This window comes from Streptomyces sp. NPDC039462 (genome assembly GCF_055639375.1).
Genome location: NZ_JBVKAO010000002.1, coordinates 1,261,529 through 1,273,651 on the forward strand (window position 1 = coordinate 1,261,529; position 12,123 = coordinate 1,273,651).

Sequence of the window (12,123 nt, forward strand, 5' to 3'; positions counted from 1 at the left end):
TGAGGACGGGCAGTTCCTCCCTCACAGGAAAGCGGAAGGTGATATTCCACCTCGCGCGGCGCGCGTTATCCGGACATTGCGCACTCTTCAGGCACTGCCGCAACAGGGCCCTCCACACGTAACGTGTGGCACACCCCTATGGAAAGCGAGGCAGGTACGCATGTCCGAGCAGACCCCGCTCGACCCGGCCGCCGGTGACTCCGCCGACCTCTCCGGAGGCCCCACCGGCCACCCCGAGGGCGGCTCCACCGGTCTTCCCGAGGGCGATCCCTTCGGCCTTCCCGAGGGCGACCCCTTCGGACCGCACAACCTCCCCTACGGCGTGTTCTCCCTGGCCGGCGAGGCGACCGGCCGGCGCAGGGTCGGGGTGCGGCTCGGCTCGTACGTCCTGGACGCGGGCGCCGCGGCCGCCGCACTCGGCTCCCCCTACGTCTCGCTCCTCGCGCGCCCCACCCTGAACCCGCTGCTCGCCGCGGGCCGCACCGCCTGGTCCGACGTGCGGCGCGCCCTGACGGCGTGGGTGACGGTGCCCGCCCACCGCGAAGCCGTACGCCCCCTGCTGCACCCTCTCTCCGAAGTGACCCTGCACCTGCCGTTCGAGGTCGCGGACTACGTCGACTTCTACGCCTCGGAGAACCACGCGACGAACCTGGGCAAGATGTTCCGCCCGGACTCGCCGACCCCGCTGACCCCCAACTGGAAGCACCTGCCCATCGGTTACCACGGGCGGGCCGGCACGGTCGTCGTCTCCGGCACGGACGTGGTCCGCCCGACGGGCCAGCGCAAGGCGCCCTCCGACGCGGCTCCCGTCTTCGGCCCCTCGGTCCGGCTCGACATCGAGGCGGAGGTCGGCTTCGTGGTCGGCGCCTCCTCGGCGCAGGGAACCCCCGTCCCCCTGGCGGACTTCCGCGAGCACGTCTTCGGGCTTACCCTCCTCAACGACTGGTCCGCGCGCGACATCCAGGCCTGGGAGTACGTCCCCCTCGGCCCGTTCCTCGGGAAGTCCTTCGCCACCTCGGTCTCCGCGTGGATCACCCCCCTGGAGGCGCTGGACTCGGCGCGGGTCGCACCCCCGGAGCGGACGCATCCGCTCCTGCCCTACCTGGACGACTCCGCCGAGTCGTCGGCGGACGAGCCCGGCGGCTACGACCTGCGCATGACGGTCACCCTGAACGGCCAGGTCATCTCCGAGCCGCCGTTCTCCACGGTGTACTGGACGGCCGCGCAGCAGCTGGCCCACATGACGGTCAACGGCGCCTCACTCCGCACCGGCGACCTGTACGGCTCGGGCACGGTCAGCGGCTCCGAACCCGGTCAGTACGGCTCCCTGATCGAGATCACCTGGAACGGCCGCGACCCCCTCGAACTCCCCGACGGCAAGCGCACCTTCCTGGAGGACGGCGACGAGGTCACCCTCTCCGCCTGGGCCCCGGGCCCGGGCGGCACGAAGGTGGGCCTCGGCGAGGTGACGGGCCGCATCGTGGCGGCGAGGTAACGCGGGGCGGGGCGCCGACGACACCCCACCTGACCGCGGCCACACGTCAGGACGCCCGGCCCGGCACGCGTCAGGGCCCCCAGTCCGGACGCGTCACGACGCCCAGTCCGGCTCCTCCTCGTCGCCCCAGCCCAGCTCCGCCTCATCGGCCGGAGCCGGGGTGCCTCCGCCGGCCGGCCCGCCGGCGGAGGCGCCGCCGGGTGCCTCGCCCGGCCGGGCAGCCCCGTCAGCCGCCCCGTCAGCCGCCCTGTCAGGCGCCCCGCCGGAATCCGTGGCGCCGCCCACGAACTCCGCCACGACCCCGACCACACCCTCGCCGTACGTCGTCCGCTTCTTCTCGCCCACTCCGCTGATGCCTTCGAGGTCCGACACGGACGTGGGCCGCAGCGTGGCGATCTCCCGGAGCGTGGCGTCGTGGAAGATCACATACGCGGGGACGCCCTGCTCCTTCGCCTGGGCCGCACGCCAGGCGCGCAGCGCCTCGAAGATCGGCACCGCCTCCTGGGGCAGCTCGGCGACGGCCGCCGCCGACTTCGCCTTGCGCTCGCCCTTGGCCGCCCGCGCCGCCGGAGCCCGCTTCGGCTCCTTGCGCAGCCGCACCTCACGCTCCCGGCCCAGGACGGAACCGCTCGTCTCGGTGAGCACCAGCGTGCCGTACTCCCCCTCGACGGCGAGCAGGCCCTGCGCCAGCAACTGCCGCACCACGCCCCGCCATTCGGCCTCCGCCAGCTCCTCGCCGATGCCGAAGACCGACAGCTGGTCGTGGTCGAACTGGATGACCTTCGCGGTCTTCTTGCCGAGCAGGATGTCGATGATCTGGCCCGCGCCGAACTTCTGCCCGCGCTCACGCTGCAGGCGCACCACCGTGGACAGCACCTTCTGCGCCGCCACCGTGCCGTCCCAGGTCTCGGGCGGGGTGAGGCACGTGTCGCAGTTCCCGCAGGACTCCGCCGCCGCTTCCTGGCCGAAGTAGGTGAGGAGCTGGGTGCGGCGGCACTGCGCGGTCTCGCAGAGCGCCAGCATCGAGTCGAGGTGCGAGGCCGCCCGGCGGCGGAACGCCTCGTCGCCCTCGCTGCTCTGGATCATCTTGCGCTGCTGGACGACGTCCTGGAGGCCGTACGCCATCCAGGCCGTGGAGGGCAGGCCGTCGCGGCCCGCGCGGCCGGTCTCCTGGTAGTACCCCTCGACCGACTTGGGCAGGTCGAGGTGGGCGACGAAGCGGACGTCCGGCTTGTCGATGCCCATGCCGAAGGCGATCGTGGCGCAGACGACGAGGCCCTCCTCCCGCAGGAAGCGGGACTGGTGGGCCGCGCGGGTGCCGCCGTCCAGGCCCGCGTGGTACGGGACGGCCTCGATGCCGTTCCTGCACAGGAACTCGGCGGTCTTCTCGACCGAATTGCGTGACAGGCAGTAGACGATGCCGGCGTCGCCCGCGTGCTCCTCCTTCAGGAAGGACAGGAGCTGCTTCTTCGGCTCGGCCTTCGGCACGATGCGGTACTGGATGTTGGGCCGGTCGAAGCTCGCCACGAAGTGCTTGGCGTCCGGCATGCCGAGCCGCTCGGTGATCTCCCGGTGCGTGGCGTGCGTGGCCGTCGCGGTCAGGGCGATCCGCGGCACGTCGGGCCAGCGCTGCCCGAGCACGGAGAGCGCGAGGTAGTCGGGCCGGAAGTCGTGCCCCCACTGGGCGACGCAGTGCGCCTCGTCGATCGCGAAGACGGAGATCCGGCCCCGCGAGAGGAGGTCCAGCGTGGCGTCCAGGCGCAGCCGCTCCGGTGCGAGATACAGCACATCGAGCTCGCCCGCGAGGAACTCCGCCTCCATCACGCGCCGCTGGTCGAAGTCCTGCGTGGAGTTGATGAACCCGGCGCGCACACCGAGCGCCCGCAGCGCGTCCACCTGGTCCTGCATGAGCGCGATGAGCGGGGAGACCACGACGCCCGTGCCCGGTCTGACCAGGGCCGGGATCTGGTAGCAGAGGGACTTGCCGCCGCCGGTCGGCATGAGGACGACGGCGTCGCCGCCGCCCACCACGTGGTCGATGATCGTTTCCTGCTCGCCGCGGAAGGCGTCGTACCCGAAGACGCGGTGGAGCGTCCGCAGGGCGTCGCTCTCCGTCACGGAGCCGGTCGCCGCGCCCGGCGCCGCTACCGCCGCCGTCACCTCGCTCATGCCTTTGGTCCCATCCATCGCCCTGTCCCCCGCCGTGCTTCCTGCCTCGGCCACTACCTCGACCACTGCCTCCACGATAGGGCTCCCCACCGACACCCCGGACAGTTATCCACAGGCAACCGCCCGGCACCCCCTCTCGGGATGCCGGGCGGCGACACGTGTACGAAAGATACGAAGGGCTCCGGCTACCGGACGAAGACTCCCGCCTGGTTCGCCAGATCCAAGAAGTACTGCGGGGCCACACCGAGGACCAGCGTCACCGCGACGCCCACACCGATCGCCGTCATCGTCAGCGGCGAGGGCACGGCGACCGTGGGGCCGTCCGCCTTCGGCTCGCTGAAGAACATCAGGACGATCACGCGGATGTAGAAGAACGCGGCGATCGCCGACGACAGGACACCGACCACGACCAGCGCGCCCGCGCCGCCCTCCGCTGCCGCCTTGAAGACGGCGAACTTCCCGGCGAACCCGGAGGTCAGCGGGATGCCGGCGAAGGCGAGCAGGAAGACCGCGAAGACCGCGGCGACCAGGGGCGACCGGCGGCCGAGCCCCGCCCACTTCGACAGGTGCGTCGCCTCGCCGCCCGCGTCCCGCACCAGCGTGACGACGGCGAAGGCGCCGATGGTCACGAAGGAGTAGGCGCCCAGATAGAAGAGGACGGAGGAGATGCCGTCCGGGGTGGTGGCGATGACACCGGCGAGGATGAAGCCGGCGTGCGCGATCGACGAGTACGCGAGGAGCCGCTTGATGTCGGTCTGCGTGATCGCGATGATCGCGCCGCCCAGCATCGTGATGATCGCGACGCCCCACATGACCGGCCGCCAGTCCCAGCGCAGGCCGGGAAGCACCACGTAGAGGAGACGGAGGAGCGCGCCGAACGCGGCCACCTTCGTCGCCGCCGCCATGAAGCCGGTGACCGGCGTCGGGGCGCCCTGGTAGACGTCCGGGGTCCACATGTGGAACGGCACCGCGCCGACCTTGAAGAGCAGCCCCATGACCACCATCGCGACGCCGATCAGGAGCAGCGCGTCATTGCCCATGGTGTCGGCGAGCGCCGGGTTCACGGTCTTGACGTTGCCCTCGACGACGTTCGCGATCGTGGCGTACGACACGGAGCCCGCGTAGCCGTAGAGGAGCGCGATGCCGAAGAGCGTGAACGCCGAGGCGAACGCGCCGAGCAGGAAGTACTTGACGGCGGATTCCTGCGACATCAGGCGCTTGCGCCGGGCGAGCGCGCAGAGCAGGTACAGCGGCAGGGAGAAGACTTCCAGCGCGATGAAGAGCGTCAGGAGGTCGTTGGCCGCGGGGAAGACGAGCATGCCGCCGATGGCGAAGAGGGCCAGCGGGAACACCTCGGTGGTGGTGAACCCGGCCTTGGTGGCGGCCTGTTCGGCCTCGCTGCCCGGCACGGCGCCGGCCTGCGCCACGAACGAGTCGACGCGGTTGCCGTGCGCCGCCGGGTCGAGGCGCCGCTCCGCGAAGGTGAAGATCGCGACGATTCCGGTGAGCAGGATGGTGCCCTGCAGGAAGAGCGCGGGACCGTCGACCGCGATCGCGCCCATTGCCGCGATCTGGGCCTTGGTGGTGCCGAAGCCACGGGCCGCGAGTCCGACGACCGCGGCGAAGGCGGCGGCCAGGGCGACGACGGAGACGAAGAGCTGTACGTAGTAACGGGACTTGCGCGGGACGAAGGCTTCGATGAGCACTCCGAGGACGGCCGCGCCGATGACGATCAACGTCGGCGACAGCTGTCCGTACTCGATGTCGGGGGCGTCGATCTTGCCGATCGGTTCCGCCGCCGTTGTCCACAGGCTGTGGACGGCTGTTGCGCTCACTTGGCCGCCTCCACCTCGGGCTTGGGGTCTTTCTTCTGTACGTCGGACATCGTGTGCTCGACCGCAGGGTTGACCACCTCGGTGAGCGGCTTCGGGTAGACCCCGAGGCCGATCAGGAGCGCGATCAGCGGTGCCACGACGACCAGTTCACGCACCCGCAGGTCGGGCATGGTCGCGACCTCCGCCTTCACGGGGCCCGTCATCGTCCGTTGGTAGAGGACGAGTGTGTACAGCGCGGCGAGCACGATGCCGACGGTCGCGATGATGCCGACCACCGGGTAGCGCGCGAACGCGCCGACCAGGACGAGGAACTCGCTCACGAAGGGCGCGAGCCCGGGGAGCGAGAGCGTCGCGAGGCCGCCGATCAGGAAGGTGCCCGCGAGCACCGGGGCGACTTTCTGCACCCCTCCGTAGTCGGCGATCAGACGCGAGCCGCGCCGCGAGATCAGGAAGCCGGCCACCAGCATCAGGGCGGCGGTCGAGATGCCGTGGTTGACCATGTAGAGCGTCGCGCCGGACTGGCCCTGCGACGTCATCGCGAAGATGCCGAGCACGATGAAGCCGAAGTGCGAGATGGACGCGTACGCCACGAGGCGCTTGATGTCGCGCTGGCCGACCGCGAGCAGCGCTCCGTAGATGATGCTGATCAGGGCGAGGACGAGGATGACGGGCGTCGCCCACTCGCTCGCCTCCGGGAAGAGCCCGAGGCAGAACCGCAGCATCGCGAACGTGCCGACCTTGTCGACGACGGCCGTGATCAGCACGGCGACCGGGGCGGTGGACTCTCCCATCGCGTTCGGCAGCCAGGTGTGGAGCGGCCACAGCGGGGCCTTCACCGCGAACGCGAAGAAGAAGCCGAGGAAGAGCCACCGCTCGGTGTTGGTCGCCATGTCGAGCGAACCGTCCGCGCGCGCGGCGGCGATCTCCTGGAGCGAGAAGTTCCCCGCGACCACGTAGAGCCCGATCACGGCGGCCAGCATGATGAGGCCGCCGACGAGGTTGTAGAGGAGGAACTTCACCGCGGCGTACGAGCGCTGTGCCGAGGCGTTCTCGTCGGTGCCCGCGTGGGCGCGGTCTCCGAAGCCGCCGATGAGGAAGTACATCGGGATGAGCATGGCTTCGAAGAAGATGTAGAAGAGGAAGACGTCGGTGGCCTCGAAGGAGATGATCACCATCGCCTCGACGGCGAGGATCAGGGCGAAGAAGCCCTGGGTCGGGCGCCAGCGCGACGATTTGGTTTCCAGGGGGTCGGCGTCGTGCCAGCCCGCCAGGATGATGAAGGGGATCAGGAGCGCGGTGAGCGCGATGAGTGCGACGGCGATGCCGTCGACCCCGAGCTCGTACCGCACGCCGAAGTCCTTGATCCAGGCGCGCGATTCGGTCAGTTGATAGCGGTCGCCGTCCGGGTCGAACCGGACGAGCACGGTCCCGGCGAGGCCGAGCGTGGCGAGCGAGACGAGCAGCGCGAGCCACTTGGCGGCGGTCCGCCGGGCGGCCGGGACGGCTGCCGTGGCGATCGCGCCGACCGCGGGCAGGACCGCCGTCGCTGTCAGGAGGGGAAAGGACATCGGTATCAGACCGCCCTCATCAGCAGGGTCGCGGCGATGAGCACCGCAGCGCCGCCGAACATCGAGACCGCGTAGGAGCGGGCGTAGCCGTTCTGCAGTTTGCGCAGGCGGCCGGAGAGGCCGCCCATCGAGGCCGCCGTGCCGTTGACGACCCCGTCGACCAGGGTGTGGTCGACGTAGACCAAGGACCGCGTGAGGTGCTCGCCGCCGCGGACCAGGACGACGTGGTTGAAGTCGTCCTGGAGGAGGTCGCGGCGGGCGGCGCGGGTCAGGACCGAGCCGCGCGGGGCGGTCACCGGGACGGGCCGGCGGCCGTACTGGACGTAGGCGAGGGCCACACCGATGAGCAGGACCACCATGGTGGCGCCGGTGACCGTGGCCGCGCTCAGCGGCGAGTCGCCGTGGTCGTGGTGGGTGACCGGCTCGAGCCAGTGCATGAAGCGGTCGCCGATGCTGAAGAAGCCACCCGCGAACACCGACCCGAAGGCGAGCACGATCATCGGGATCGTCATGGACTTCGGCGACTCGTGCGGGTGCGGTTCATTGCCTTCCGCATCCGGCTGCCACCGCTTCTCACCGAAGAACGTCATGATCATCACGCGCGTCATGTAGTACGCGGTGATGGCCGCGCCCAGGAGCGCCACCGAGCCGAGGATCCAGCCCTCCGTGCCGCCCTTGGCGAACGCCGCTTCGATGATCTTGTCCTTGGAGAAGAAGCCGGAAAGACCGGGGAAGCCGATGATCGCCAGATAGCCGAGGCCGAAGGTCACGAAGGTGACCGGCATGTACTTCCTGAGGCCGCCGTACTTCCGCATGTCGACCTCGTCGTTCATGCCGTGCATGACCGAACCGGCGCCGAGGAAGAGACCGGCCTTGAAGAAGCCGTGCGTGACCAGGTGCATGATCGCGAAGACGTAGCCGATGGGGCCGAGGCCCGCGGCGAGGATCATGTAGCCGATCTGGGACATCGTCGAGCCGGCGAGAGCCTTCTTGATGTCGTCCTTCGCGCAACCGACGATCGCACCGAACAGCAGCGTGACCGCTCCGACGATGGTCACGACCAGCTGGGCGTCCGGGGCGGCGTTGAAGATCTCGCCGGAGCGGACGATCAGATACACACCCGCGGTCACCATCGTCGCGGCGTGGATCAGGGCCGAGACCGGGGTCGGGCCCTCCATCGCGTCGCCCAGCCAGGACTGCAGCGGCACCTGCGCGGACTTGCCGCACGCGGCGAGCAGCAGCATCAGGCCGATGGCGGTGAGCTTGCCCTCCGACGCCCCGTCCGTCGCCTCCAGGACCGGGCCGAAGGCGAAGGTCCCGAAGGTGGTGAACATCAGCATGATGGCGATCGAAAGGCCCACGTCACCGACGCGGTTGACCAGGAAGGCCTTCTTCGCGGCGGTGGCCGCGCTGGGCTTGTGCTGCCAGAAGCCGATCAGGAGGTACGAGGCGAGGCCGACGCCCTCCCACCCGACGTACAGGAGGAGGTAGTTGTCGGCGAGGACCAGGAGGAGCATCGCCGCGAGGAAGAGGTTCAGGTAGCCGAAGAAGCGGCGGCGCCGCTCGTCGTGCTCCATGTACCCGATGGAGTAGATGTGGATGAGCGTGCCCACACCGGAGATCAGCAGGACGAACGTCATCGACAACTGGTCGAGCTGGAAGGCGACGTCCGCCTGGAAGCCCTCCACGGGGATCCAGCTGAACAGGTGCTGCGACAGCGAGCGCTCCTCGGCGCCCTTGCCCAGCATGTCGGTGAACAGCACGACGGCGACGACGAAGGAGGCGGCCGCGAGCAGCGTGCCGAGCCAGTGGCCCGCGCGGTCCAGTGCCCGGCCGCCGCACAGCAGTACGGCCGCTCCGAGCAGCGGCGCCGCGACGAGCAGCGCAATCAAGTTCTCCACGATTCAGCGACCCCTCAGAGCTTCATCAGGCTGGCGTCGTCGACCGAGGCCGAGTGGCGGGAACGGAACAGCGACACGATGATCGCGAGCCCGACCACGACCTCCGCGGCGGCGACGACCATCGTGAAGAACGCGATGATCTGGCCGTCGAGGTTGCCGTGCATCCGGGAGAAGGCCACGAACGCGAGGTTGCAGGCGTTGAGCATGAGCTCGATGCACATGAACACCACGATCGCGTTCCGCCTGATGAGCACGCCGGTCGCGCCGATCGTGAACAACAGGGCGGCCAGATACAGGTAGTTGACGGGGTTCACTTCGACGCCTCCTCGGTCCGCCCGATGTCGTCGCTCCGCAGGTCGGGCCGCTCCAGCCGGTCGGTGGAACGCTGTTCGAGGGCGCGCAGGTCGTCCAGTGCCTCGCGCGACACGTCGCGGATCTGGCCGCGCTCGCGCAGCGTCTTGTTGACCGTGAGCTCCGACGGGGTGCCGTCGGGGAGCAGGCCCGCGATGTCCACGGCGTTGTGCCGGGCGTAGACACCCGGGGCGGGGAGCGGCGGCAGGTGCTTGCCCTCGCGCACGCGCTCCTCGGAGAGCTCGCGCTGCGTCTTGGCGCGCTCCGTGCGCTCGCGGTGGGTGAGGACCATCGCGCCGACCGTCGCCGTGATGAGCAGGGCGCCGGTGATCTCGAAGGCGAAGACGTACTTGGTGAAGATGAGCCCGGCGAGGCCCTCCACATTGCCTCCGGAGTTCGCCTTGGTGAGGCCGTTGAACTCCTTCACCGAGGCGTTCCCGATGCCCGCGAAGAGCAGCACCGCGAAGCCGAGCCCGCAGAGCAGGGCCAGCCAGCGCTGTCCCTTGATGGTCTCCGTCAGGGAGTCGGCGGCGGTGACGCCGACGAGCATGACCACGAAGAGGAAGAGCATCATGATCGCGCCGGTGTAGACGACGATCTGGACGATGCCCAGGAAATACGCGCCGTTGGCCAGGTAGAACACCGCGAGGATGATCATGGTTCCGGCCAGGCAGAGCGCGCTGTGCACGGCCTTCTTCATCAGGATGGTGCACAGGGCGCCGATCACCGCGACCGTGCCGAGCACCCAGAACTGGAAGGCCTCGCCGGTGGAGGTCGAATAGGCGGCGAGCTGCGTCATCGGCCGACCACCTTCTCCGACGCCGGCTCGCCGTCCCCGAAGTCCGCGGCGGCCTCCTGCGGCGTCTCGCCCTTGGAGAGCGCGACCTGGGGCACCGTCCCCGGCGCCGCCTCGGTCACCTGGCCCCGGTAGTAGTCCTGCTCGTCCATGCCCGGGTAAATCGCGTGCGGCGAGTCGACCATGCCCTCTTCCAGACCGGCGAGCAGCTGCTCCTTGGTGTAGATGAGGTTCTCGCGGCTGCTGTCGGCCAGCTCGAACTGGTTCGTCATCGTCAGCGCGCGCGTGGGGCACGCCTCGATGCACAGGCCGCACAGGATGCAGCGGGCGTAGTTGATCTGGTAGACGCGGCCGTACCTCTCGCCGGGCGAATACCTTTCCTCGTCCGTGTTGTCCGCGCCCTCCACATAGATGGCGTCCGCGGGACAGGCCCAGGCGCAGAGCTCACAGCCGACGCACTTCTCCAGGCCGTCCGGATGGCGGTTCAGCTGGTGCCTGCCGTGGAAGCGGGGAGCGGTGGTCTTCTGCTGCTCCGGATACTGCTCGGTCAGCCGCTTCTTGAACATGGCCTTGAAGGTCACGCCGAAGCCCGCGACAGGGTTCTGGAACCCCTGCTTCGATTGGTTCGGGTCGTGCGACTCCTGGTTCGACTCAGCCATCGGACGCCTCCTTTCCGTCACTTCGGGTTCCGTCACTTTGAGTATCCGGGCCACCACTGACAATCAGCTCCCGCTCATGGCGCGGGCGGCGGCGCGGGACGGGTGGCAGGCTCTGGCCGGGCAGCGGCGGAACAGGGAATCCGCCCGCCATCGGGTCGAAGGCGACCGGCTTCTCCTCCTCGGCGGCGGCTTCCTTCTCCCGCTTGTCGCGGAAGATGTCGACGACCACGGAGAGCAATAGCAGGGCGATGACCCCGCCGCCCACATAGAGCGCGATCGAGGTGAATTCGTAGTCCTCGTTCCGCATCGCCCTGACCGTGGCGACGAGCATCAGCCAGACGACCGAGACCGGGATCAGGACCTTCCAGCCGAGCTTCATCAGCTGGTCGTAGCGGACGCGGGGCAGCGAGCCGCGCAGCCAGATGAAGAAGAACAGCAGCAGCTGGACCTTGATCACGAACCAGAGCATCGGCCACCAGCCGTGGTTCGCGCCCTCCCAGAACGTGCTGATCGGATACGGCGCCCGCCAGCCTCCCAGGAAGAGCGTGACCGACACCGCCGAGACGGTGACCATGTTGATGTACTCGGCGAGCATGAACATCGCGAACTTGATGGAGGAGTACTCGGTGTTGAAGCCACCGACGAGGTCGCCCTCGGACTCCGGCATGTCGAACGGCGCGCGGTTGGTCTCGCCGATCATCGTCACGATGTAGATCAGGAACGACACCGGCAGGAGCAGCACGTACCAGCGGTCGGCCTGCGCCTCGACGATCGTCGACGTCGACATCGACCCCGAGTAGAGGAAGACGGAGGCGAAGGCCGCGCCCATCGCGATCTCGTAGGAGATCATCTGCGCGCAGGAGCGCAGGCCGCCGAGGAGCGGGTACGTCGAGCCGGAGCTCCAGCCCGCGAGCACGATGCCGTAGATGCCGACCGAGGCGACCGCGAGGATGTACAGCATCGCGATCGGCAGGTCGGTGAGCTGCATCGTGGTGCGCTGGCCGAAGATCGAGACTTCGTTGCCCGCGGGCCCGAACGGGATCACCGCGATCGCCATGAAGGCCGGGATCGCGGCGACGACCGGGGCGAGGACGTAGACCACCTTGTCCGCGCGCTTGACGATCACGTCTTCCTTGAGCATCAGCTTGACGCCGTCCGCGAGGGACTGCAGCAGACCCCAGGGGCCGTTCCGGTTGGGGCCGATGCGCAGCTGCATCCAGGCGACGACCTTGCGCTCCCACACGATGGCGAAGAGAACCGTCACCATCAGGAACGCGAAGCAGAAGACCGCCTTGAAGGCGACCAGCCACCAGGGGTCGCGGCCGAACATGGACAGGTCTTCCGCCGCA

At 69.2% G+C, this 12,123-nt stretch carries 9 protein-coding genes; 1 reads left to right on the plus strand and 8 read right to left on the minus strand.

Features of this window, described 5'->3' with window-relative positions; all coding sequences use genetic code 11:
• Positions 1–160: 160 nt before the first annotated feature.
• A complete protein-coding gene (gene fahA / locus ACZ7LU_RS16345; protein ID WP_471916986.1) occupies positions 161–1,495 on the plus strand; it encodes a fumarylacetoacetase in 1,335 nt (444 codons plus the stop codon).
• A 93-nt stretch (positions 1,496–1,588) separates the two neighbouring features.
• On the opposite strand, the gene recQ is transcribed toward fahA, so the two are convergent.
• From recQ to nuoH, 8 genes are all read right to left on the minus strand, one after another.
• On the minus strand, positions 1,589–3,664 hold the full coding sequence (recQ, locus tag ACZ7LU_RS16350; protein ID WP_471917085.1) for a DNA helicase RecQ: 2,076 nt from the start codon (positions 3,662–3,664) through the stop codon (positions 1,589–1,591).
• A gap of 185 nt (positions 3,665–3,849) precedes the next feature.
• Entirely contained in the window at positions 3,850–5,499 is a 1,650-nt protein-coding gene (gene nuoN, locus ACZ7LU_RS16355; RefSeq protein ID WP_468088051.1) for an NADH-quinone oxidoreductase subunit NuoN, read from the minus strand.
• Positions 5,496–7,067, minus strand: coding sequence for an NADH-quinone oxidoreductase subunit M (locus ACZ7LU_RS16360; protein ID WP_398300084.1), 1,572 nt, complete (start codon positions 7,065–7,067; stop codon positions 5,496–5,498). Before ACZ7LU_RS16360 ends, nuoN begins: the two co-directional genes overlap by 4 nt.
• Positions 7,068–7,072: 5 nt before the next feature.
• A complete protein-coding gene (gene nuoL, locus ACZ7LU_RS16365) occupies positions 7,073–8,968 on the minus strand; it encodes an NADH-quinone oxidoreductase subunit L (protein WP_471916987.1) in 1,896 nt (631 codons plus the stop codon).
• Between the two features lie 14 nt (positions 8,969–8,982).
• Complete coding sequence (nuoK, locus tag ACZ7LU_RS16370; RefSeq protein WP_003974374.1) at positions 8,983–9,282, minus strand: NADH-quinone oxidoreductase subunit NuoK; 300 nt, start codon at positions 9,280–9,282, stop codon at positions 8,983–8,985.
• Positions 9,279–10,118, minus strand: a complete 840-nt coding sequence (locus ACZ7LU_RS16375; RefSeq protein ID WP_468314270.1) for an NADH-quinone oxidoreductase subunit J — start codon at positions 10,116–10,118, stop codon at positions 9,279–9,281. Before ACZ7LU_RS16375 ends, nuoK begins: the two co-directional genes overlap by 4 nt.
• Complete coding sequence (gene nuoI, locus ACZ7LU_RS16380) at positions 10,115–10,774, minus strand: NADH-quinone oxidoreductase subunit NuoI (RefSeq protein ID WP_471916988.1); 660 nt, start codon at positions 10,772–10,774, stop codon at positions 10,115–10,117. The genes ACZ7LU_RS16375 and nuoI overlap by 4 nt, the downstream gene beginning before the upstream one ends.
• Positions 10,767–12,104, minus strand: a complete 1,338-nt coding sequence (nuoH, locus tag ACZ7LU_RS16385) for an NADH-quinone oxidoreductase subunit NuoH (protein WP_398301386.1) — start codon at positions 12,102–12,104, stop codon at positions 10,767–10,769. The genes nuoI and nuoH overlap by 8 nt, the downstream gene beginning before the upstream one ends.
• Positions 12,105–12,123: the final 19 nt, after the last annotated feature.

What these genes read in the sequence shown, in the direction of transcription:
- ACZ7LU_RS16360 (WP_398300084.1), bottom strand. Translation starts at nt 7,067, where the DNA reads ATGTCCTTTCCCCTCCTGACAGCGACGGCGGTCCTGCCCGCGGTCGGC.
- nuoH (WP_398301386.1), bottom strand. Translation starts at nt 12,104, where the DNA reads ATGTTCGGCCGCGACCCCTGGTGGCTGGTCGCCTTCAAGGCGGTCTTC.
- nuoI (WP_471916988.1), bottom strand. Translation starts at nt 10,774, where the DNA reads ATGGCTGAGTCGAACCAGGAGTCGCACGACCCGAACCAATCGAAGCAG.
- ACZ7LU_RS16375 (WP_468314270.1), bottom strand. Translation starts at nt 10,118, where the DNA reads ATGACGCAGCTCGCCGCCTATTCGACCTCCACCGGCGAGGCCTTCCAG.
- recQ (WP_471917085.1), bottom strand. Translation starts at nt 3,664, where the DNA reads ATGAGCGAGGTGACGGCGGCGGTAGCGGCGCCGGGCGCGGCGACCGGC.
- fahA (WP_471916986.1), top strand. Translation starts at nt 161, where the DNA reads ATGTCCGAGCAGACCCCGCTCGACCCGGCCGCCGGTGACTCCGCCGAC.